At 60.3% G+C, this 22,420-nt stretch carries 16 protein-coding genes; 9 read left to right on the top strand and 7 right to left on the bottom strand.

Annotation, left to right across the window (positions count from 1 at the left end; translation table 11 throughout):
• Window positions 1-679 precede the first annotated feature (679 nt).
• From HG800_RS10400 to HG800_RS10385, 4 genes are all read left to right on the top strand, one after another.
• Entirely contained in the window at window positions 680-1,372 is a 693-nt protein-coding gene (locus HG800_RS10400; protein ID WP_169976561.1) for a hypothetical protein, read from the top strand.
• A gap of 89 nt (window positions 1,373-1,461) precedes the next feature.
• On the top strand, window positions 1,462-2,316 hold the full coding sequence (locus HG800_RS10395) for an amidohydrolase family protein (RefSeq protein ID WP_169976560.1): 855 nt from the start codon (window positions 1,462-1,464) through the stop codon (window positions 2,314-2,316).
• Between the two features lie 272 nt (window positions 2,317-2,588).
• Window positions 2,589-2,957 carry a thioredoxin family protein gene (locus HG800_RS10390; protein WP_169976559.1) on the top strand — a complete coding sequence of 123 codons (369 nt, stop codon included), beginning with the start codon at window positions 2,589-2,591 and terminating at the stop codon, window positions 2,955-2,957.
• Window positions 2,958-3,084: 127 nt separating this feature from the next.
• Window positions 3,085-4,182 carry a DSD1 family PLP-dependent enzyme gene (locus HG800_RS10385; RefSeq protein ID WP_169976558.1) on the top strand — a complete coding sequence of 366 codons (1,098 nt, stop codon included), beginning with the start codon at window positions 3,085-3,087 and terminating at the stop codon, window positions 4,180-4,182.
• 4 nt (window positions 4,183-4,186) lie between these two features.
• Here HG800_RS10385 and HG800_RS10380 read toward each other — a convergent pair whose 3' ends face one another.
• From HG800_RS10380 to HG800_RS10370, 3 genes are all read right to left on the bottom strand, one after another.
• The gene (locus HG800_RS10380) at window positions 4,187-5,656 is read right to left on the bottom strand and encodes a DUF1501 domain-containing protein (protein WP_169976557.1); all 1,470 of its coding nucleotides are present in this window, start codon (window positions 5,654-5,656) and stop codon (window positions 4,187-4,189) included.
• Window positions 5,646-8,273 (bottom strand): PSD1 and planctomycete cytochrome C domain-containing protein, encoded by a 2,628-nt coding sequence (locus tag HG800_RS10375; RefSeq protein ID WP_169976556.1) that lies wholly within the window; start codon window positions 8,271-8,273, stop codon window positions 5,646-5,648. The genes HG800_RS10380 and HG800_RS10375 overlap by 11 nt, the downstream gene beginning before the upstream one ends.
• A gap of 246 nt (window positions 8,274-8,519) precedes the next feature.
• Entirely contained in the window at window positions 8,520-8,795 is a 276-nt protein-coding gene (locus HG800_RS10370) for a hypothetical protein (protein ID WP_169976555.1), read from the bottom strand.
• Between the two features lie 251 nt (window positions 8,796-9,046).
• On the opposite strand from HG800_RS10370, the gene HG800_RS10365 reads away from it, so the two are divergent.
• Both HG800_RS10365 and HG800_RS10360 read left to right on the top strand, forming a co-directional pair.
• Window positions 9,047-10,201, top strand: a complete 1,155-nt coding sequence (locus tag HG800_RS10365; RefSeq protein ID WP_169976554.1) for a carboxypeptidase-like regulatory domain-containing protein — start codon at window positions 9,047-9,049, stop codon at window positions 10,199-10,201.
• A gap of 109 nt (window positions 10,202-10,310) precedes the next feature.
• The gene (locus tag HG800_RS10360; RefSeq protein ID WP_169976553.1) at window positions 10,311-11,465 is read left to right on the top strand and encodes a glycosyltransferase family 4 protein; all 1,155 of its coding nucleotides are present in this window, start codon (window positions 10,311-10,313) and stop codon (window positions 11,463-11,465) included.
• On the opposite strand, the gene HG800_RS10355 is transcribed toward HG800_RS10360, so the two are convergent.
• Window positions 11,454-12,878 (bottom strand): dicarboxylate/amino acid:cation symporter, encoded by a 1,425-nt coding sequence (locus HG800_RS10355; RefSeq protein ID WP_169976552.1) that lies wholly within the window; start codon window positions 12,876-12,878, stop codon window positions 11,454-11,456. The genes HG800_RS10360 and HG800_RS10355 overlap by 12 nt on opposite strands.
• Window positions 12,879-13,122: 244 nt before the next feature.
• Here HG800_RS10355 and HG800_RS10350 point away from each other — a divergent pair, with 244 nt between their 5' ends.
• The 3 genes from HG800_RS10350 (at window position 13,123) to HG800_RS10340 (ending at window position 17,406) form a co-directional block, all read left to right on the top strand.
• Window positions 13,123-14,430 (top strand): type II secretion system F family protein, encoded by a 1,308-nt coding sequence (locus tag HG800_RS10350; protein WP_169976551.1) that lies wholly within the window; start codon window positions 13,123-13,125, stop codon window positions 14,428-14,430.
• Between the two features lie 519 nt (window positions 14,431-14,949).
• Window positions 14,950-15,771, top strand: a complete 822-nt coding sequence (gene lpxA / locus HG800_RS10345) for an acyl-ACP--UDP-N-acetylglucosamine O-acyltransferase (RefSeq protein WP_169976550.1) — start codon at window positions 14,950-14,952, stop codon at window positions 15,769-15,771.
• Window positions 15,772-16,032: 261 nt separating this feature from the next.
• On the top strand, window positions 16,033-17,406 hold the full coding sequence (locus HG800_RS10340) for a neutral/alkaline non-lysosomal ceramidase N-terminal domain-containing protein (protein ID WP_169976549.1): 1,374 nt from the start codon (window positions 16,033-16,035) through the stop codon (window positions 17,404-17,406).
• Window positions 17,407-17,514: 108 nt separating this feature from the next.
• On the opposite strand, the gene HG800_RS10335 is transcribed toward HG800_RS10340, so the two are convergent.
• From HG800_RS10335 to HG800_RS10325, 3 genes are all read right to left on the bottom strand, one after another.
• Entirely contained in the window at window positions 17,515-18,840 is a 1,326-nt protein-coding gene (locus tag HG800_RS10335) for an MFS transporter (RefSeq protein WP_169976548.1), read from the bottom strand.
• Between the two features lie 153 nt (window positions 18,841-18,993).
• A complete protein-coding gene (locus HG800_RS10330) occupies window positions 18,994-20,499 on the bottom strand; it encodes a hypothetical protein (RefSeq protein WP_169976547.1) in 1,506 nt (501 codons plus the stop codon).
• Window positions 20,500-20,623: 124 nt separating this feature from the next.
• Entirely contained in the window at window positions 20,624-22,261 is a 1,638-nt protein-coding gene (locus tag HG800_RS10325; RefSeq protein WP_169976546.1) for an MFS transporter, read from the bottom strand.
• Window positions 22,262-22,420: the final 159 nt, after the last annotated feature.

Raw genomic sequence — 22,420 nt, 5'->3', positions numbered from 1 at the left:
CTCTGGACAATTGAATGGGAAATTGCTCATGATTGTGTTCTTGGTGATACTCCTTCTGACTCCAGGGCTTCTCGACCCCCCCAAAGACGATCAGGGCAATGGTGCAGAGCAGCTACGATTCACCTCAGTCGACCAGGAAGTACCGTTTTGCGTTGGCAGCAGACACTGGCTGACCTGGGAGTCACCAGAGGCGCGAGGGAGTTCCCAGGGCCAGTTGATGTTCTCTGCGGATGACGGTGTCACCTGGGAAATGATCGAGAAGGTTCATTGGGAACGTGGGGAGTTCGTCTGGACTGTCCCTGATCGGGTTTCCGATGCCTGTCGCCTCCGCCTCGATGTGGAGGGGGGACCGAACGTGTCGATTCGATCGACACGATTTCGCATCAAGGCTTCGCGAGAGGTTCCCTCGTATCGTTGGGTCGAAGTGACGGATTCGGCACCCTTTGCCGCAAGAGATGGGGCCGGAGCGTTGGTGTTTCAGGGAAAAATGTGGCTGCTGGGGGGATGGAACCCAGGCGATAAGACCCATTTCCCGAGGATCTGCAACAACGAAGTTTGGTCAAGTGTGGATGGAAAGAACTGGCTTCTTGAAAAACCGAATCGCTTTCTCGATCAATCGTTCGATCCCACTTCCGAGTGGGAGGGACGCCATACGGCAGGTTATGCTGTTTTGAACGACATGATGTGGATTGTTGGAGGTGATGTGAACCAGGGACACTATCAGCATGATGTCTGGAATAGCAAGGATGGGCGCTCATGGAATCATGTGAATGCTCAGGAACCGGTACCCTGGGGACCTCGAGCACTCCACTACACCCTGGTTTATCACGATCGGATCTGGGTGATAGGTGGGCAGACGATGCCAGGATTTGCCCCGTCGGAAGAAGTCTTCTATGGGGATGTCTGGTTCTCGGAAGATGGGGTCCAGTGGAGTCAGGTGATTCCGCAAGCCCCGTCCTGGGCTCCTCGAGGCATGATCGGAGGCTCAGCCGTTCACCGTGATCGCATGTGGATTCTTGGTGGAGGCACATACGACACGCCCCAAACACCCTCGCGAAACTATTACAACGACGTTTGGAGTTCGAACAATGGTATTCATTGGACATTGCACACCAGTCGAGCACCCTGGGCCGCAAGGCAGTACCACGAAGTCGCCTCGTTTGATGATCGTCTCTGGGTCCTGGAAGGGTTTTCTGGGAGCAACCGGAACGATGTTTGGTATTCGGAAGATGGCGTCAACTGGTATGAGATGGAGGACACACCCTGGGCTCCTCGTCATGCGGCCAGTGTATTCGTGTATGACAATGCGCTCTGGGTGGTGGCGGGCAACAACATGAAACCGGATGTCTGGAAACTGGTCCGAGGGCAATAAACACCTTCGGATCAGGGCCCAATACGGAATCAGACAAAGCATCACACTCTTGAGTGCTGGTAAATCTCGAATCGTTGAAGAGACTGGCCATGATTCTTGATGTTCATAGTCACGCCTGGGAATTCCCAGACCATTTCAATGATGACTTTCGTCTGCAGGCAAGCCGGGCAAAGGCCGGAGAGGCGCTTGACCTGACTGTTCGATTTGAGGATTACCAACGCACGTCGGTTCCCGAGGTGCGCACCATCGTTTTTGGTGGTAAAGCCCGGCTGAGTGGTCTCTGGGTCGATGATCACTACGTGGCTCGTTATGTCGCAGAGCATCCTGACCAACTCTTTGGCTTCCTCTCACTGGACCCCACGCAGCAAGGATGGGAAAAGGAGTTGCACGAGGGACATCAGACCCTTGGGCTGCGGGGGATCAAGTTGATGCCCATGTACGCGGGATTCTCACCAGACGATGATCGGCTCAATCCACTTTGGACCTACGCCACTAAACACCGGCTTCCGGTTCTCCTGCATACTGGGACAACCTTTGTGTCTCAGGCGCCACTGGACTGTACCTTGCCTCGATTGCTCGATCGGGTGGCAATTCGGTTCCCCGAAGTCAAAATCATCCTTGCGCACCTGGGTCATCCCTATGAGGGGGAATGTGTTGCGGTGATTCGGAAGCATCCCAATGTGTATGCCGATCTCAGTGCGCTCCATTATCGACCCTTTCAGCTGTACCACAGCTTGATGCTCGTACAGGAATATGGGGTTTGGTCAAAAATTCTCTTTGGAACGGATTATCCCTTTACCACGGTGAAGGCCACCATCGACGGATTACGTGGTCTGAACCAGATGCTTGAGGGGACCCAGCTTCCTCGACTCGACTCGCAAGCGATTGAACGGGTGATTTTCAGAGATTCGCTCCCGCTGCTGGGATTGGATGGGCCGAGTTAAGTCGGGCGAACCCTACTTGATTCGAATCGGCGCGTTGACTGGAACACCAATGCTGATCATGTTTGTCAGCACAATCCTCCTCGTGGACTTCGTATCGTCACCGCCAGGACCAGATCACACCCGATAACATCGAGAGAGCGGATCAATCAGCTCTTCGGTTTGGATCGGGGCCCTATCCGACTGAGGAACGAGGGAGATTTTCTGGTATGAGAGTGACGCCACGCTTCCAACGATGCAGGATCATTCCCCTGGCAATTTTGGCGATGCTGCCGATGGCAGCTGTTACGAACGGGATTGCCTGGAATGACAGTTACGGCACGGCTCTTCACCAATCGGCGCAATCAGGAAAACCGATCCTGGTTTCGGTCTCGTCGCGAGGATGTGGCTGGTGCCGTCAACTGGAACGAACCACATTCCGGGACCCGAGAGTTGTTGAACTGCTCAACACGCAAACCGTGCCGCTGAAGATCGACGCGAATGATCCTGCCCACGAATCGTTGGTCGAAGCACTCGGCCTGCAGGCGGTTCCGACCCTTGCGGCGATCACTCCGGATGGTCGGATTGTCGCGAATCAGGCAGGGTATCTTGATGCGAGAAAATTTCTTCACTGGATTCGTCCGGTGGTCGGACCGACGAGATGAGATTTTATTGATACCGGGCCGGGTCGGGTCGGTTTCCGACCCTGTCCGGGGTGGAATCGTGATTCCGACGATTTCCCGACCACTTGAGACAAATGCGATCTGATCTCCTCACCAAGGGATTCGCTCCATGCTGCTGAGTTCAATTGGACGGACGCTTGAGGTACTCGACACCCCCGCGTTGCTTCTGGATCTGGATGCATTCGAGGCGAATGTCCAGACCATGGCCAAGCATCTTGCCTCGCGAAACGTGCAGTGGCGACCGCATGCGAAGGCATTCAAATGTCCGGCCATCGCCCATGAGCTTCGAAAGTCAGGCGCTATTGGTGTGACAGTGGCCAAGGTCTCTGAGGCAGAGGTGATGGCCTCGGCCGGGATCGCAGACATCTTGATCGCTCACATGGTGGTGGGGCCGTCGAAGGTTGCTCGGCTCGCTGCGCTGCAACGTCATAGTGATGTGAAGGCCACGGTGGATCATCTCGACCAGTTGGAACCGATGGGATCGGCCGCGGTGAGGGCAGGGGTGGAGGTGGGAATTCTGGTGGATGTAGACTTGGGAATGCGACGGTGTGGTGTTCGGTCGGCGGAAGCGGCTGTCGAACTGGCGCATCGCGTCTCAGATACGCCGGGACTGCGTTTTGATGGTCTGATGGGATACGAAGGGCATACCCTGTTCATTCCCGACCCGGACGCCAAGCGACACGCGATTGGGGAGGCGATCGGTCGGCTCCTCGCTGCGAGTAAGGCGGTGGAGGATGCCGGTCTTCCTTGCCGGATTCTCTCGGCGGGAGGTTCGGGGTCTTACCAGTTCACGTCAGATATTCCGGGGATCACCGAACTTCAGGCCGGTGGGGGGGTGTTCGCCTGCCGATACTACACCGAGATTTGCCGGGTCGAGGGGCATCAACCGGCCATTGCGGTGCTGGCAACAGTGGTGAGCCGTCCAGAAGCCAATCGGGCGATTCTCGACATCGGCCGAAAGTCGATCAGTGATTTCCAGACACCACCGGTGCTTGCCGGGCATCCGGGATGTCAGGTTCTGGGGCTCTCGGCGGAACATGCAACGGTGGAAGTTGCCTCGGATGAGTCGCTGCGAATTGGAGAACGCGTGATGGTGATTCCGGGATACAGCGACTTTACCTTTGTGCTCCACGATCGCATCCTCGCACACCGAAACGGCATGGTCGAAGCGTGCTGGAACCTGCTGGGTCGAGGAATGCTCCAGTGATCGCTCAGCCGGTTTGGTGCGGAGGAGATTGCAGGATCCCCTCAAGAATCTGAGAGGGACGGCCGTCGGTGATCCGATGCTCGCGACCGTTGGCACGATAGATCAATTGCTCGTGGTCGAGGCCGAGAAGGTTCATGACCGTGGCCTGGAAGTCGTTCGGGGTGACGATGTTCTCGACGGCTCGGTGGCCCACCTCGTCGGTGGCGCCGTAGGTCATGCCCCCTTGAATTCCACCGCCTGCCATCCAGATGGAGAAGCCCTGGCCGTTGTGGTCACGTCCGGCCGAGTCGTCGAGTGCGCCCTCGGTCACAGGAAGCCGTCCGATCTCACCTCCCCAGTGGACGAGGGTCGTCTCCAGCAAGCCTCGTTGTTTGAGGTCCTTGATCAGGGCGGCAGCGGGTCGGTCGGTCCGTCGGCAGATGGCGGGTAACGAGGATTTGATTGTGTTGTGGTTATCCCAGGGCTGGCCGCCGAGGAATAACTGGACGAACCGCACACCTCGTTCGACAAGCCGGCGGGCGATGAGGCATCGCGTGCCATATTCGCGGGTGTCGTCATGATCGAGCCCGTACAGCCGCTTGATGGACTCGGGTTCCTCGGAAACATCAAGCGCTTCCTTGGCTGCGACCTGCATGGACGCGGCGAGTTCATAGCTTCGGATTCGGGACTCGAGGTCGGCCTCTCCGGGGTGTTGCTCCAGGTGGCGCTGATTCAATTGATCGAGGAAGGAAAGGTTGTTTTCTTGAACGGTCCCTCGGAGGTGAGCCGGAGGGTCGAGGTTGAGAATGCGGGGTTCCTGAGGACGCAGGACGGTTCCCTGGTACAGGGGGGGCATGAATCCGCTGGACCAGTTATGAGAGCCGTCGACCGGCTGGCCACCGGGATCGGAAAGGACCATGTAGGCGGGCAATTCGTCCGACTCGCTGCCAAGGCCGTAGACGATCCAACTGCCCAGCGTGGGGCGCCCGGTGATCCCGGCGAGGCCGCCATGAAAGTAGCGGATCGAGACCTCGTGCCCATTGTGTCCGGTGTGCATCGACCGGATCACGCAGAGATCATCGACCACTCCGGCAATCTCGGGAAGCAGTTCCGAAACCTCGGTCCCGGACTCGCCGTGTTTCCGAAAAGTCCAGGGAGAGCCAAGCAGTGTCTTGCTGGCACGATTGACAAAGCTGAAAGCTACATCCCCGCCGTATTCCTTGCCGTGCAGGCGGGAAAGCTCGGGCTTCGGGTCGAGCAAGTCAACGTGAGATGGACCACCATGCATGAAGAGTGAGATCATCGCGTTCGCCTTGGGAGCGAACATCGGGGGCCGAGCCGACAGGTTGAGGGGCAGATTTTCGTTCGGCTTCTGGGGAGACTCGGCCAGGACACCGTCCTGCTTGAGCAAGGATGCGAGGGCGAAAGCCCCCACTCCGAACCCGGTGTTTGCCAGAAAGGCTCGCCGGCCCCATCGAGACGATTCAGTCCACATAGAGAAACTCGTTTGAACTGAGGAGTTGATGGCAAAGGTTGGCGAGCACGGCCCGCTCGGGCCCCGACTCGGCCTGCTCGGGATGGATTGCCGCTCGCTGAGCCGTGACAAACTCACGAGCGAGTTGAAGCTCTTCCGGCGAGATCGATCGTTGATAGGCAAGCGACCAGGCATAGGCAATCATTTGAGCCATTGTAGCGCCTTGATCACCGCGAAAGCTGTCACCCTCATTCCAGCCGGTCGCTTCGATCTGATCGGTTGCGAAGTCAGAGGGAGTCTCGGCAACCAGTCGATCAGCCATGGCCTCGGCTTCGCTAACCACGAAAGGGCTATTCATGAGCATCAATGCCTGGGGAGCAGAGGTGCTCAGCGTCCGACGGTCGCAATTGACATCCATCAGCGGAGCGTCGAAGGCGGTCAGAAATGAGACCGGCTGAGATCGTCGAACCTGCAGGTAGATGCTTCGTCGGGTCGAATTTCCCTCGGGAATCGCCTCGCCAAAGGTTCCTTCAACGGTGGGAATCGGGGGGCCGAAGGGTGTGAGGTCGAGCCTGCCACTGACGGCCAGAATGCGGTCTCGAAGAATCTCCGCGTCGAGTCGTCGGACCGGAAACCGGCCGTAGTAAATATTGGAAGAGTCAACGACGTCGAGTGTTGGGTCATGGCGGGAAGACTGTCGATAGACTGTCGACGTCATGATCAACCGGTGCATCGCCTTGAGGCTCCAGCCCTGGCGAACCAACTCGGTCGCGAGCCAGTCGAGCAATTCCGGATGTGATGGGAACTGGCCGAGGACACCGAAGTCGCCGGGAGTCTCAACCAGTCCTCGACCGAAGTGGTGCATCCAGATCCGGTTCGCAAGGACGCGACCCACTAGAGGATGCTCACCGTTGACCAGGTGACGGGCGAAGGCGAGCCGACGGCCGGAGGTGGGCAGGTTCGGGTCATCGTCCGGGATGTCGAAGCGTTCTCCCTCGGGGGCGAAGACGGTGAGATCGCCAGGGCCGACAGGATCGAGCGGTTGACGGTGGTCCCCTCGGTGGAACACGCGGGTTTCGGGCCGAAGGTCAGGAACCTCATCAAGCACCGAGATGAACTCTTCGACTGGTTTCTCGGCCCGTTTGGCGGCAACCTGCTGACGGTCGGCGTTCAGCTCATCGGCCGCTTTCGGATTGTACTGGTAAAGCGTACCCGCAGAGATATTGATGCTTGGGTTGGCGGCAAGCAGGGCCTTCTGTTCCTCGCTTCGCTGATCGGCCGGAGTTTCGAAAGCCTCGCGAAGGGAGGCTCGACGATCCTCGGGAAACTTCTCCAACTCCACGTCGAACGCTGCGGCGATGAAGACACGAGTCTTTTCGTCGAGTGCGGTCTGGAGACGATGGGCTTCGGCTTCGATCTCCTCGGAATGTTGCCGTTCCTCGTCGGTCAAGAGTGAGATGAGGCGCTGCGAGGGACGTCGCCATTGTTGGGGGTTGAGGGCAGGTTCGAAGATCGCCCGAAGACGGAAGTAGTCGGCCTGAGGAATCGGGTCGTAGCGGTGGTCATGACACTGTGCGCACCCGACAGTCAGGCCGAGCATTGAGGAACCGACGACCTTGAGCGTGTCGGCCACAACCTGATTGGAGTCGAGAGCCAGATCTCCATCACCGGACGAGGTGGGGTCGGCGACGGTTCTCAAAAAGCCCGTGGCGGCGAGCGTATCTTGCTGACCGGGTGTCAGGTTCGACCAGGGCCTTGGAACCAACTCGTCACCGGCCAGTTGCTCAATGATGAACTGATCGAGCGGTGTATCGGCGTTGAGCGATCGAATGACATAATCCCGATATTTATACGCATAGGCTCGGGGAGTGTCATGCGAGCCGTTGCCATCCGAATCGGCATAGCCGGCCACATCGAGCCAGTGTCGCGCCCATCGCTCGCCGTAGGCTGGGCTATCGAGCAAACGGTCAATCATGCGTTCGTAAGCGTGAGGATCGGAATCGTTGAGATAAGCATCCAATTGCTCTGGACTTGGAGGTAATCCGGTTAGATCGGCACTGGCGCGACGGATCAAGGTGAGTCGGTCTGCGTCGGGAGCGAAAGAGTCATGCCCCAGGGCTCGGAGCCGGTCGAGAATGAACGCATCGATCGACGTGCGAACGCGATCCTCGGAGGCGAAGGTCGGGGGCTCATGACGGCGAATCGGTTGGAAGGCCCAGTAGGAGCGTTCCTCGGCGGTGATGCCGATGCCGGGTGGGATTGATTCGGGTTCGTCGCGTTCGGTGGGAGCACCGACAGCAATCCACTGTTCGATCAGGGCGATCGATTCGGGAGGAACCTTGACCTCTCCCGGAGGCATCTCTGCATCCTGCATGCGAATGAGCAGGAGGCTCTCGTCGGGAGCACCCGGCACGAGCGCGGTTCCGCTTCGGCCACCGGCTTCCGCAAAGCGCTTGAGGCGAAGATCAAGACCGCCTTTGAGTTCTTCCTCGCCGCCGTGACAGTCCAGGCAGTAGGCCTTCAGGATTGGGCGGATCTGATGCTCGAACGTCAATCTCTCGGGAGACTCCTCCATCGCCATCACCGGCCTGAGCGAAAGCACCAGCACCAGGGCAAGAGTCGGGCGGAGGAGAATCATACGTCATCCCCATTGAGACACGACCGTTGAGGGGGGTGGTTCCGATGGCCAACGACGGCATCGGCGTCTCCCGTCCGGGTCGTACGCTGCTTCGCTGTTTGATTCTTGTTCAATTCGGACCTGAAATACAATCCCGATTCTTCAAAACGACCCCGTGAACGGAGTCGCGGCGGAACCGTTGAAAGATGCAGGATGCCGCAGGAATTGCCGTGTTGAACAAAAGCCAGGTAGCGGACGGAGAGCGACTTAACCAATCCGGGGGGCGATAGGGAGCTGTTGCCGCCAGTCGTCCTGGTAAGGGTCGGAGAATAGGAGCTGAACCAGCTCGGCGCGGTTTGGATCGGAGCGGAGCAGGGTTTGCAGCGCGGTTTGGCACTGGGCCAGTCGGGGGTCATTCGTAAGGCGATCGCGGTCCGAGGCGCGGTCAATACGGTCGAGTGCCGCGGCAAGATCGAGAATCCTGGATCGAATTTCGAGGAAGTCGCGATCGAGCACATCGGACGCCGAGCGGGACTGAGACATGACCATTCCTCCTCGCAAGCTCTGTGGAACAAGGCCGTACGCAGTCTCTCAAAGGACAGAGCGGCACGCAATTTGTCGTCGTGTCGCGTGCCCAAGATCACCCCGGAAAGACGCTTGCGTCGTATCGTACCGCTTGTCGTGGTCGATCGGAGTGGTATGGTAGTAGGTATTGGATCGGTCGATCAGGCGTCCCCGGCGCGTTGCGTGCGCCGAACCCGGTCGCCGGACTGATTATCCTGGAGATGACTTCCATGACCCGGTTCCTCCGCCCACTCACGTTCGGAGGGCTGATTGCCCTGCTGGTGAGCCTTGGGCCAATGACGGCCCAGGCCAGCGGACTCGGGCTGTTCGGTCCGAGAGAGACCACCTACATCACTCCGATCGAAACCGTCTCGGTGGTCCCAACGGTTTCGTCGTATGTGATTCCGACGACGTCAGTTGTGTCGACATCGTACCTGGTTCCGACCACGTCCGTGGTGTATCGCCCAGCACGTTACACACTGGCGCCAACGATTTATCGCCCAGCGTCGACGACCGTGTTACCGACCAGCTACCTGGTGGGCAGTTCGTTCCTTCAACCCACTCGATACTACACGAGCGATGTCGTTGCCACATCGTTCGTACCGACTTCGGTGCTCTCCGCGACGCGGTTTGTTTCTCCCTCAAGCGTGGTTTACCCCTCAAGCTTCGTCTACCCGTCGAGCATCGTGTACCCGTCCAGTGTGGTTTACGATGCTCCGATCATTGACTCGGGCGCCCCGATTTACGTGGATCGTCCTTCGGCCCCCGCGGTGACCTCAGGGCCCCAAGGTCAGTCGGAACCGGGCCTGTCGATCGAGCAGAACCGTCAGCGGGGCAATCCGCCGGGCGTCGGTCGGGCACCCGCCCTGGAGAACCAGCCGATTGATCCTCGTCCCGAGCCCGAACCCACGCCGAGTGAGCCGGCTCGCACGATCGAACCTGAGCCGCTGAGTCCTCCGGATCTCCCGGCTCCGAGCGATGACGGGTCGATCGAGGGAATTGGTCCCTTGCCGTCGCTGCCGTTTGAAGAGTTTCGGGAATCGCGGCGACCGGCCTTTTCGGGAAACGTGCCGGGATCGACCCTCGCCGCGGCCACCCGACTGGTTCAGGGACGCGTTCGTGATGAAGACACCGGCCGACCGGTTGCCGGGGCGGTGGTAAGGTTCTCCAACACGATCGCGACCTTCGCCGAACGTCAGGCTGTGACCAATGATCGCGGTGAATTCCAGCTTGCGGAATTCCTGCCCGATGGCGACTGGTCGATTGTCGTCTCCGGAACCAACGGGGAGGCCCCGACCCGGACTTACCCTCTGATTACGGTCATGAGTGGCCGTATCTACGATCGACTGGGACGTGATTATTCGAAGCTGGTACTCGATTACTGAGTCATTGAGTGCTCCTCGCCGGGCCTGGAGACGAGTTCCGGCCCGGTTGCACCAAGCACAAGGGACGGCGCTGGTCTGAGGCCAGCGCCGTCTTTCGTTTTCGGATTCCATGAACGAACCGCCCCTCCGGATCTGTTACCTGGTCGCCTATTTTCATCCGTATGCCAGTGGTGCGGAACGACAGGCGCTGGCTCAGGGGGCCGAGCTTGCGCGACGGGGCCATTCAGTGCGAGTGGTGACCCAAGCAGTCCGCGGCTCGGGGCTTCCCCGGGATGATCTGGTTCAGGGAGTCACCGTTCATCGGTGGATCGATTCGGTGCCGCTTGGCCCGCTCTTTGGCCTGAGCTTCGTCTCGGGAGCGGTTCGAGCGTTACGAACACTTCGCAACACATTTGATTTGGTCCACACGCACCAGGCCCTTTGGGAAGCGGTTGCCAGTGGAGTGGCGCGCTCCGTGATTGACCGGCCCACGCTTGTTCAGCCGGCCAGTTCAGGGTACTTCGGCGAGGCGGAGGAACTGGAACGAACCCGCGGATTTCCGGTTCTCAGGCGGTTGATTCTCAGAAATTCGGCGTTTGCGGCCATTTCCCTCGATCTCGAAACGCAGTGGCGAGCCCTCGGGGTGCCGGCGGATCGAATGTTCCGCATGGCGAGCGGGGTCGATCCCTCAGTGTTTCATCCGGGCCCGAGTCTCCTCGAGGCGCACTTACCACCCAGGCCCCGGGTCATGTTCACGGGAAGGCTTCATCCTCAGAAGAACCTGGATTTGTTGCTGAATGCCTGGGCCGAGGTCGCTGCGAGTCGAGCCGAGGGCCACCTGATCTTCCTCGGTGGCGGCCCGGATCGTGATCGACTCTCAGCCCGAGCCGAGGCACTCGGTCTGGTCGATCGTGTGCACTTTCTCGGCCCGGTGAGTGATCCGGCCGCCTATCTTCGGGCAGCGGATGTGTTCGTGCTTCCCAGCGTTGCCGAGGGGATGAGTAATTCGCTTTTGGAAGCCATGGCGACCGGATTGCCCTGTATCGCCTCGAAAATCGGTGGGAATGTGGACTTGTTTGAGGTGGGCCCTTCCGGCGTGTTGGTGCCTTTGAACGATCCTCGCGGATGGGCTGAAGCCATCCGCTCGTTCCTCGATAACCCCGACTTTGCTCGGACCCTCGGTCAGCATGCACTGCAACGGGTGGAATCGGAATTCGCTCTACCGATCGTCGTGGATCGCTACGAGGAGCTTTATCGAAAATTGCTTACACGATCACGTAACTGAATCGTGTGGCAAGGGATCGAGCAGGTCAGGGGCCTCAAGATCGTTCGGGTTGGAGGAGGTGTCGGCCGGCTCGTGGCGGTCGATCAGAATGGCGACGGTCATATCGCCAAGGACGTTGACCGTGGTTCGGCAACGGTCAAGAAACCAGTCGATGGTGAGTAAGATCGGCAAGGCTTCCACCGGGACCCGAATCGCGGCCAGGATCAAGGGCATCGTCACGAAGCTTCCCGAGGGAATGCCACCCGCGCCGATACTGGCCAGAAGTGTCGTCATCATCACCACGATGAGATCGGCGGGGGCCAGTTCCACTCCGGCCGCCTGAGCGAAGAACAACGCGGCCACAGCCTGATACAGGGCGGTTCCGTCGTTGTTGAAGTTCGTGCCGACACAGGCTGCCAGTTGGCTTGACGCCCGAGAGATGCCAAGGCGATCGATGAGCGATCGGAGCGTGATCGGGATCGTCGCGGCCGTACTCGCGGTGCTGAAGGTCATGGCGATCACATCGGCCGATCCTCGAAGGAGGCGAAGGGGTCCGAAACGAGCCAGCAGGCCGAGTTCCATAAGATACCAAATCAATTGCACCGCCAGGCCCGCCAGGACGACCCCTACGAACCAGCCAAGCCTGATGAAGAGGCCAAATCCTTCACGAGCGATACTGATCGCCACGACCCCGAAGACCGCCACCGGCACGAGCGCGACGACCCAAAGTAGAATCGTCATGAGAACCTCGAAGCCAACCGTCACCAGATCGACGATCGCCTGGTGATTCTGCAGGCCGCTGCGACGCTGCTGATCGCGAATCTTCGCCAGGGCAATCCCCACGGCGATCGTTACCAGAACGAGCTGCGCGAGGTTGTTCGTGGCAAAGGCTTCGCCGATACTCCGGGGGACCAGTTCGAGGAGGATCTGGGCTACTGTCTTCTGAGGGGCAGGTTCCCGAGGGGCAGGGCGGTCGATCAGGGCGTCGATGAGCCTGGCATCTCCGGGTTCGATAGCCTGACTGCCATCGAGCATGGCCCCCTCGCCAGGTCGGACGATCATGGCAATCGCCAGGCCGACGACCATGGCCACGGTGGTGTTGAACATGTAGTAGCCCATCATCCGGGCCCCTTGAAGCCCCCGGATGTCGTTGGTGACAATTGCCGTGAGGATCGCCAGGACAACCAGAGGCGCAGCCATCGCGCCGAGTGCCCGGATGATTAACTGGGGAGCCAGATCCAGCCCGGTGGCGACAGCTCGAAGCAGCAGTCGGAACGGGCCTGGGATTTGCTCGTACCAGCTCGCATCGACGCCGAGGAAGAGCCCGGTCGGGATTGCCAGCAGGACCGCCAGGACCACCCAGAGGTAAAGGGGCAACGTCCGGAATCGTGCCGCCTCTCGGACGACGGGAGAAATGGGCTTCGGCTCTGTCATCCGCACTCGGCTCCACGATCATCTGGGAGGCGCACCCTCAAACCGGACGACGTTGGCCGATCGGCCGATCGACTGTCAAGAGGGGACCCCAGTCTCATGCGATGGAGCTTCGCCTTCGGATCGCTCGGAGGACACCCCGGAGTTGCCGAGCCTCGCGTCCGCGGTTGATAATTCAAGAGAGCAATACGGCACGCGATGGCCGATCGCCCCGAAACCCCGGTCCTCTCGGGAAGAAGGAGTCCGCATGACCACCCCCGACGACGGCAATCCGAGGCCACCTCGGAATCCCCGACGAGGTCCTCAGCCCCTTCCTTCGTCGGATCTGGACGATGCAAGCACCTTCCGTCCCACTCCTGGCCCCTCATCCGTCCCGCCAAAGCGAGGAAGTCGAAGGCCCGAGGATGATCGGAACCCGGGGGATGCGTCCGAGATTCCTCGATCGCGCCGGGCCGCCCCCTCGGGTCGCGCATCGTGGATGGAACGGATCGTGTTCGGCTCGGTTCGATCGACGGACCTAGCGAGCTTTTGTCGACAACTGGGCGGATATCTGGATGCGGGTGTCGACCTGCTCCGCGCGCTCGGAGCGTTGGAAAAGCAATTTCGGGCCACAGCGTTGGGACCGGTGATCGCCCGACTGCAGACTTCGATTCGACGGGGAGACTCCGTCTCTGAGGCGATGAATCGGGAGCCTCGGACCTTCGATCGCATGATGCGGAGCATGATGCAGGTTGCCGAGGCTCGGGGAGGTATGCCCGAGGCCTTGAAACAGCTTTCGAGGCACTATGAGAATCGAGTCCGGCTGTTTCGAAAAGCGCGATCGGCCATGATCTATCCGGTGTCGGTCGTCCTGATCGCAGCAGGTGTTGGCTGGCTCTTGACCGTCTTTGTGTTGCCGCAATTTGTTGAGATTTTACAGGACATGACGCGAGGGCGGGGCGATCTTCCAGCTCCGACACAAGCCCTGGTCGTCCTGAGCAACTTCATGCAGGGAGTGGGTTGGTGGCTGGTCCCGGTTCTCGCCGTGGCTGCACTGTTCGGGATGCTTCGTGTCTACCGAACCTCGGCCGGTAAGGAGTTGATGGACCGATTTGCGCTTCGATTGCCGGTGCTCGGCACCTTGTTGCGGACGCTCGACACCACGCGATTCGCCCGAACCCTCTCGACGTTACTGGAAGCGGGCGTGGATTATGACACCTCGCTCCGCCTGACGAGCGAGGTCTTGCATGCGGCCCCGATCCGTCGGGCCGTCGATCGGGCTCGCGCCGAGGTGATGGCAGGGACCGAGCTCAGCGAGGTGCTCGACCGGAGCCACCAGTTCAATGTCGATGTGATTCAGGTGCTTTCCTCCGGAGAAGAAACCGGGAAAATGCCTGAAGCACTTGAGCACCTCGCCGACGACTACGAGGAACAGGCTGAGCGGATGGTCTCGAATCTTGGTCAGCTGGTGCAGCCGATCCTGACCATCGGAATTGGCGGGATCGTCTTCTTCATCGTGGTTGCGTTTGTGATGGCCTACATCTCGGTCATTACCAACCTCGCGTCGGGCCTGTAAATGAACGCGGGGCAGGGCTCCGTCCGGATGATGAGGTTATTCAGGGGAAGTCACGTCGAGGGGAAACGGGAATCGGAGTCTTCCGATAGGCCACGATCTGCAAGATTGGCCTTTACGCCAGGCCGATTCTTCACTATTTCAAGAGCACGAAGATCGCACCCCGCCGAGTTACGACGACCGTCGACACGGGGCAAACGGACCTGTGGCGTCGATCCGCTCGAATTCGATTTCACTTCTTCGCGACCGATGCTCCAGATTCGAGGGTTTCTCGCCTAGCCGTCCTGGCCTGACCATAACACGGTCAGACTAGATCGCCCCTGATCGGTGATTGTTGTTCCGGTGTGGGCCGAAGGATCGGACGCGATCAGCCGCGACCAGAACCGCAAGCCGAGGAGACTCTTCCCGGCGTTGTGGAGCCTGTGCTCGAAGTCCTTCAAGTTCCGGATCCAATGGGGTCGATCCAGAATCTTGCTGGTCAGAAACGCCAGGCCGGGCGACCCATGCGGAGGGCGAGTCACGATGACCTTGGCAGTCTCCGGACTGATCCACCCGACGGCCGTGATCGGTCCCGACGCGGAGATCGCTCCCGACGTCCGGATCGGCCCTTATGTCATTATTGAAGGTCCGACTCGGATCGGGCCGGGCTGTGTGATTGAAGGCTACGCTTGCCTCAGCGGCCCGATCGAAATGGGCCGCGAGAATTATGTCGGCTACAAAGCCGTCCTCGGCAAAGGGCCTCAATCTCGGACGTATCGGGGAGAGCCGACTCGCCTGATCATTGGCGATGGCAACTCCTTTCACGATTACGTAACCATCCATCGAGGGACGGTCGAAGGAGGCGGCCTGACGGCGATCGGCAACGGGAACATCCTTCGTCGAGGGGCACATCTTGGTCACGACGTGATCATGGGCGATTCCTGTCTGCTCGAGTCGGATGTTTTGCTCGCCGGTCACGTCCAGATCGGGGATGGCTGTGACTTGGCCAGCCACGTTGTGATTCAGCAACGGGTACGAATCGGGCGGCTTGTTCGCTTCTCCGGACTCGGCGGGAGTACCAAGGACGTGCCTCCGTTCGTGGTGCAGGAAGGCTACAACTGCATCACCGCCCTTAACTTGCAAGGGTTGCAACGGATTGGAACGCCTCCTGCGGTGATCGATGCGTTGGGTGAAGCCTTCCGAACACTGTTTCAGGAAGGTCGCAATCAGGGCGAAGCCCTGGAGCGGGTGGAATCGCGACTCGGATCGATTCCCGAAGTTCAGGAAGTCCTCGACTTTATCCGAGGAACCCGGATCGGCATCAACCATATTCGCAACGAAGAGCGCCGCAACTGGTGTGCCTGATTCGTGTCGAGCAGAGGGAGGAAACGCGGGAACGGAACGGAGTACTCCTGAAGGCCATTCCCGCGCTTTCCTTCAACGTCACGAGCCCTCGTGTCTGATCACAAAATGATCAACATAGCGGTGCGTTGACAGGCCAGCTGGTTCTCTCGATGATCAAGTCCGTCTCGATCGCAAGGGGACCCAACACGCACTAACAAGGCGTGATGGCGTTTCGCTTCGATTGCTTCGCAGCTTCATGACGCGACACCTTGGAGGATCAGGATGGCAACCGTTACTCGGTGGCTTCTCGGAACGGCCCTGCTCGGGTCGACCTTGCTCTCGACCGCGACGGCCTCCGAACTGAACGCCTGGAAGGCTGGTCTGGCCAAGGTCACGATAACCCCCGAACGCCCGATGTGGATGGCGGGTTACGGGTCCCGGAGTAGCCCGTCCGAGGGGGTCTTGCATGACATCTGGGCCAAGGCCCTGGCCCTCGAAGACCCACACGGAACCCGGGCCTTGATGGTGACACTGGACCTCTGCGGGATTGACCGCGAGTTCTCGATCAGCGTTCGGGAGTCGATCGCCGATCGCTACGAGATTCCGATCGACCGCATCGTGCTGGCCTGCTCGCACACCCACACCGGTCCGGTGGTGGGGACAAACCTGATCACCATGTACCCACTCGACGACGAGCAGAAGCATCGGGTCGAATCGTACACCGAACTGCTCGGCGAGATGATTGTGGAGCTCTCAGGAGAAGCACTTAAGAACCTGACCGAGACACGCCTTTCCTGGGGACAGGGAGAGGCCGGATTCGCGGTAAATCGTCGCGAGAATGATCAGAGCAAGGCGGAGGAACTCCGCGCCGAGATGGCACTGAAAGGGCCCGTCGATCATGACGTGCCGGTGCTCTGCATCAAGGACTCCGACGGAACGGTCAGAGGGGTCGTCTTCTCCTATGCCTGTCACTGCACAACGCTCTCAGAGAACTCTTATTCCGGCGACTACGCGGGTTTCGCGATGATCGAGCTGGAGCGTGCGTATCCCGATGCCGTGGCCTTGTTTGTGGCCGGATGTGGAGCCGATCAAAACCCCTTACCGCGCCGAACCGTCGAACTTGCCGAGAATTACGGAAAGCAACTTGCGGACGCGGTGCGTCGGACCGTCAAAGGACCGCTCCGCCCGGTCCTCGGTTCGCTGCGATCAGCCTACGAGGAGATCGACTTGCAATTCGCGCCGATTCCGGAGCGATCGCAATGGGAAGCCGAAGCAAAGGCCGATCAATTCGCCCTGGCCAATCGGGCTCGCATGTTTCTGGAACGGCTCGATCGCGGGGAGTCGCTTCCCGAATCGTATCCCTACCCGGTTCAGGTCTGGAAGCTCGGCGATCTGACCTGGTTCTTCCTGGGAGGAGAGGTGGTGGTTGATTACGCACTCCGGATGAAGCGAAATCTCGGTCCCGACACCTTTGTCTCAGCCTACTGCAATGACGTGATGGCATACATTCCCTCGCTCCGAGTACTGAAGGAAGGGGGCTATGAAGGGGCGGGAGCGATGATCTACTACGGTCAGCCCGGTCCCTGGGCCGAGGATGTCGAGGAACGGATCATTCATTCCGCGAACGAATTGCTCCACGAAACGAATGGAAATTGAGTCGAGAAAATGGGTGAGTGGGGCAATCACGTCCTGAATTCCCTTGGGAATCGGGTTGATTGCCCAGTCTTCGAACGATTCCCATTTGGCCAGGCGGCGGTGTCGAGGTCAGTCTGGATTGATCGTGGCTTCGATCGGTTCGGCTTCGATCGCTCGTCGTCCGATCCGATCAAGAATCCGGCTGGTGCCGAGCGTCAGGGCGAGCGTGCCACAGAGTAGACTCGAAGCAACCAACACCGGCTCGACGCCAAACCACTGCGAGAGCCTCCCAGTAACCAAGGCTCCCAGCGGCACAGATCCCGAGAAGACCACCATCCAGACCCCCGCCACACGTCCTCGAAGCTGATCCGGGACGTCGAGTTGGACCATTGTCTGGATCGAGGAGCTGAAGGTAATCGCGCCGAATCCGGTGCCGAGCAGACAAAGCATCGCCACGGCCATCGGCCACCACGACGGGCTCCTGGAGCCCAGAAGGCCGGGTAGAATCCCCGCTCCAGCAAGGGCAAGGGCGAAGAGGGCCAGTCCTCCGACGATCAAATCTTCTCTCCTCAGCCGTCCACCGACTCGGGCGACGATCAACGCTCCGGCCACCGCTCCCAGGCCGCCACAAGCCAGCAGAACTGAGTAGCCGAGGGCGCCGGTTCCGATTGAGTCGCGGGCGTAGGCTGAGAGCATCGCGTTGTAGCCCATCCCCGCAATCCCAAAGAACGCCATCAGGCCGAAGAGAAGGGCGACCCGCCGATCCTTCCGCAGATAGGCGAACCCACCGAGCACGTCGGACGGTCCTTGCCCCGACCGAACATGCGGAGAGTGCCGCTTTGGGATCGACAGGACCGCCGCGATCGCCGCCAGAAAGCTTAGCGCGTTGAGCACGAAGGGGGAGTTCTGGCCAAACCAGGCCAGACAGACCCCCGCAAGCGCAGGCCCTAGGACCCGAGACGCGTTGAACAGCCCCACATTCAAGGCGATCGCATTGCCGAGATGCTGCCGTCCGACCAACTCGTAGAGAAACACCTGACGGGCCGGCATTTCGAACGTGTTTCCCACCCGAGCCAGGGCGAGCAGAGCGATCAGGTGCCAGAGCTTGATCACCCCCGTCGTGAACAGAGCGGCCAGGGTGATTGCCAGCGCGAGCTGGATGAGCTGGGTAGTCAGGACCGTGGATCGCGGATTCGTCCGATCCGCCAAGGCTCCGGCAAACAGTCCTACCGCCAGGCCTGGCAACAGGTTCGCCGCCTCAACCACCCCGAGCCACCAGGCCGATCGAGTCAGGTCGTAAACGATCCAGTTGACCGCCGCCGCCTGCATCCAGGTGCCGACGAGACTGATCCCGTGCCCCATGTAAAAGCGTCGATAATGGGGATTCTCGACCAGCGCTTCGAAGGTCCTCCCCCGCCAGAGCCGACCTGATTCCGAGCGGGAGGCGGCGGCCATGAGGACTCCGTGAGGGGGCACGTCTCGGGGCATCGTCAACGATCACTGAACCCTCATTATCGGCCCGAAGGCTCTGTCCGACAATCGTTCCTAAAGTCATGGATTGGGGAGTCGGCGCAGAATGACTCGCGCCTCGAAGTGTTTCCGAGGTCATTACGTGGCGGAACGTTTCCCAAGAGAGCGAATGACGTCGCTTCCCGTCATGATCGCGATTGCGACAAGGTAGGCAAGCAACGCCATGGGAAGCCATCGAACTGCTGCAGCCATCGGGACCACTCGGGCGAGAACCGGGAGGAGTCCCACGATCGAACCGGCTCCCCAGGCAATCATCGCATCGAAGCAAATTCCAGGAGCGGGACCAGGCCAGGAAGTGCGATGCCGGAGCCAGGCCGCCGTGAGCACGCCGAGCATGGGCGCAACCATTCCGGCCGTCAGGTCGATAACTAGAGGGACATTGGCAGCCAGGCCCGTGACCATCAACGGATAGGCGACAACCGCTCCCACCACTCCCCAGGCCCAGCGCCGGGGACGCTTCCGGATCGACTCCAGTCGGTTGCTGTAGGCATACGCCGCATACACGGCGGAGGCGAGCGAACCGAGGCCCAGCACGATCAAGGCAATCCCACCGAGGATGCCTCCGATGCGACTCTCCAGGACAGTTCCAAGTCTGTACGCTTCGGGATTCCTGGGAAAGGGAACGAGGGGAGGAGCGAGTTCGGCTGCATCAGGGTTGGCGAGGAGCAAGTCGTTCGAGTTGGCTCCTGCCTCGGAGCCTTGATCCATCGCATCCCGGCCGATCGAGCCGGCAACGATCAGCAAGGCAATCGTCGCAATGATCGTCGAGGCCAGGCCGACCCCAACCGCCCCTGCCTTCCGCACGTCGCTCTCTCGGTTGAGCGTGGCTCCCCAGTTGACCGCCTGACTGGAGACGATCGCCGAGAAACCGAAGACATACTGAACCATGCCCCAGAAGGCAGGACCGGTGGCCAGTCGGGCGGCGTTGATCGGGTCGGCGGCGGCGTCCCGGTAGCTTGGCAGGCCGGGAATCGACCAGACCATCGCTCCCGCGTAACTGAGAGCGATGAAGATCGGATAGACGATCATCAGGGCTGCGATCCATCGGATGAACCGGGTGGAAACCAAAGCCGCTGACACGGCCCAGAGCATCGCGGTCGCGGCGTAGACCGTGCTCTGGGTGATCGGAGAGCCGATCGGCCCGGCCCGGAGATCTCTCGGATTGATCAGTCCGGCGGCAAGCAACCCTCTGAGATTGAACTCGACGGCGTAATGGACCGCGACGGCGAACCAGGTCATTTGCACGAGGCCGAGCAAGAGCCCCGGCACCAACGCCGAGCCACGAATTCCAAACGCAGCGCTCGCCACCACCATCAACGGCTGGCGAGTTTGCAGTCCTTGCAGTGATGGTCCAAGAAAGAGCAGGACACACGCCAGGAGCCCACCGATCGCCGCCCCCGTGATTGCTGGTACGAGGCCACCCACGGCCAGAGAGGTCGTGGCGATTGCATCGGTAAATGCCACCCAGAGATAGCCTGAAATCAAGGCCCCCGCGACCCGAGCCGACCAGGGGTCTCGGTCGGTTGACGGGTTCTGCAACGCCCTTTGCAACCGGGGGGGCCAACCAACGTCTCTGAGGTTCATCAGGAATTCTCGTGCAACGCTCGATCGTCAGCAACGCAGCGAGGGCAGGGGACCGATCGCATCGACCGTGCTCGGTCGAAACGCCGGACCCTGCCCCCGCGGACGCTCAGGAGATGGGCAATCGTCACATTTCGGCCGGACCCACGACACCACCCGTCATCATCTCCGACTCCTCCTGATCCGTCACAAGGATCTGCGGCTTGTAGCCACCCTGCGAGCGATAGTAAAGGATCAGGAGCATGTAGCTGACGAACATGATGCAGGGGAAGATCGCCACGGTCATGAGGGCGTTCTTCTTGGCTGCCTCGCGAATCGCGGCGACTTCGGCCTGCTGATCGGGCGGGAGCTGGTCAATCTGCTCCTGAATCAATGGCCGATAGGTTCCGAAGACGCTGATCCGCTCCTCTCCGACCACCTTCTCAAACACCGTCGGATTCGTGGCCTGAAGCTGTTCGACCGCCTCCTTGTCCTGGATATTCCCCAGCAGCGGGTTCCCGAGCACACCGACGGAGAGCATCCCGACGCCGGCGATCGTGTTGAGCGTCATGGCGCCTCCCTTGGGATACTGCTCGGCCACCACGCCCAGCATCGTCGGCCAGAAGAACGTCTTGCCGAAGCCGTACAGGGTGGCGGCGGCGAGAATCATCAACCCGCTCGACTTTGAGAGGAAGACCAGGCCGCAGGCGGCCAGCAGAGCGCTGACCGCCAGCAATCCGAGCGGGGAGATCCGGTGCACAATCGGCCCGGCGAAAAATCGGAGGATGAGCATAATTAGTGACGTATAGACCAGGACCCATCCCGGGTTCAGGTTGAACCGGGTCATTTCCGGTTCCATCAGCGAGGTGATCCAGCTGTCGGTCCCCAGCTCCGTCGTTGCCAATGGGATCATGATCAGCAAGAGGAAGATGAAAATTGGACGTCCCGGAGCGTGCACATAAGCCCCAAAGGCCCCGGTCATCACGGCCACGATAACCAGCCGGGCGATCAGAATGTTCTGGTCGCTCATCCCCTGGAACAGCACGCCCGACTCCATGAAGACCCGGGTGATCTCCCAGACGAGCATGATCGAGACGATGAGCGCGCCGATGACCCCGACCTGCTGCAGCATCGCCTTGTAAGAGACACCCGCCGCCACGCGCTCAGACACAGGGAACTTTTGCGGGAGCATCAGAACCCCGTAGGCGATGACCGGCAAGAAGACGAGGCCCACCTTGTACTGCCAGCTCAGCCCTCCCATGGCGATTGTCAGGATGCCACCCAGGACCAGGCCGCCCGGCCAGCCGGCGTGCAGGATGTTCAGCCACTTCGTCTTCGCGTTCGGGAACAACGTGGCGACCACCGGATTGATCACTGCCTCCACCGTCCCGTTCCCCAGCGCCATCACAAACGAGCCGATGTAGAGCACCCAGTAGCCACGGATGCCCAGGCTCTCGGTGAGCGGCTTGGCGAAGAAGAGGATCAGGGCCGCCCCCAGGTGGGTGGCGAAGGCGAAGGCCATCGCCTTGCCGTAACCGATCCGGTCGATGATCAGGCTAAACAGGACGATGCTCACCGCGAACGGCCAGAGGCCGACGCCGAAGATCTCCCCCTTCTCCGTCTCGGTCAGGCCGAAGTCGGCCTGCCACTCGTCCATGATCAGCACTCGGGTGATAAAGGCGAACGCTGTGGCGATCAACGCAATGAAGCAGGACCAGAACAGAAACAGGTCGCGTGACCCGACCTTGGCGGCGCCTGCGGCGTTCGGATCGTCGTGGTGGCTCATGCAGTCAGCTCCCTGGAGGCTCAGGAGGGCGTCGATCGTCCCGGGAGGGGGCTGGTGATGCCCACTTCGGCTCAACGGTCACGATGTAGGACGCCCCGTCCCGGCAACGAGTTCGGGAAAATGGTCTGGCTCGGCAACTTCATACCCGAGCAGACCGGT

It is taken from the genome of Tautonia rosea (genome assembly GCF_012958305.1).
In the GTDB taxonomy this organism is placed as follows: Bacteria; Planctomycetota; Planctomycetia; order Isosphaerales; family Isosphaeraceae; genus Tautonia; species Tautonia rosea.
This window is presented reverse-complemented; position numbering and strand designations above follow the sequence as displayed.

Coding starts and splice junctions, on each gene's coding strand:
- HG800_RS10370 (WP_169976555.1), bottom strand. CDS start 8,795: ATGTCTCAGTCCCGCTCGGCGTCCGATGTGCTCGATCGCGACTTCCTC.
- HG800_RS10340 (WP_169976549.1), top strand. CDS start 16,033: ATGGCAACCGTTACTCGGTGGCTTCTCGGAACGGCCCTGCTCGGGTCG.
- HG800_RS10355 (WP_169976552.1), bottom strand. CDS start 12,878: ATGACAGAGCCGAAGCCCATTTCTCCCGTCGTCCGAGAGGCGGCACGA.
- HG800_RS10360 (WP_169976553.1), top strand. CDS start 10,311: ATGAACGAACCGCCCCTCCGGATCTGTTACCTGGTCGCCTATTTTCAT.
- HG800_RS10400 (WP_169976561.1), top strand. CDS start 680: ATGATGTGGATTGTTGGAGGTGATGTGAACCAGGGACACTATCAGCAT.
- HG800_RS10350 (WP_169976551.1), top strand. CDS start 13,123: ATGACCACCCCCGACGACGGCAATCCGAGGCCACCTCGGAATCCCCGA.
- HG800_RS10365 (WP_169976554.1), top strand. CDS start 9,047: ATGACCCGGTTCCTCCGCCCACTCACGTTCGGAGGGCTGATTGCCCTG.
- HG800_RS10380 (WP_169976557.1), bottom strand. CDS start 5,656: ATGTGGACTGAATCGTCTCGATGGGGCCGGCGAGCCTTTCTGGCAAAC.
- HG800_RS10335 (WP_169976548.1), bottom strand. CDS start 18,840: ATGGCCGCCGCCTCCCGCTCGGAATCAGGTCGGCTCTGGCGGGGGAGG.
- HG800_RS10330 (WP_169976547.1), bottom strand. CDS start 20,499: ATGAACCTCAGAGACGTTGGTTGGCCCCCCCGGTTGCAAAGGGCGTTG.
- HG800_RS10325 (WP_169976546.1), bottom strand. CDS start 22,261: ATGAGCCACCACGACGATCCGAACGCCGCAGGCGCCGCCAAGGTCGGG.
- HG800_RS10390 (WP_169976559.1), top strand. CDS start 2,589: ATGGCAGCTGTTACGAACGGGATTGCCTGGAATGACAGTTACGGCACG.
- HG800_RS10385 (WP_169976558.1), top strand. CDS start 3,085: ATGCTGCTGAGTTCAATTGGACGGACGCTTGAGGTACTCGACACCCCC.
- HG800_RS10395 (WP_169976560.1), top strand. CDS start 1,462: ATGATTCTTGATGTTCATAGTCACGCCTGGGAATTCCCAGACCATTTC.
- HG800_RS10375 (WP_169976556.1), bottom strand. CDS start 8,273: ATGATTCTCCTCCGCCCGACTCTTGCCCTGGTGCTGGTGCTTTCGCTC.
- lpxA (WP_169976550.1), top strand. CDS start 14,950: ATGACCTTGGCAGTCTCCGGACTGATCCACCCGACGGCCGTGATCGGT.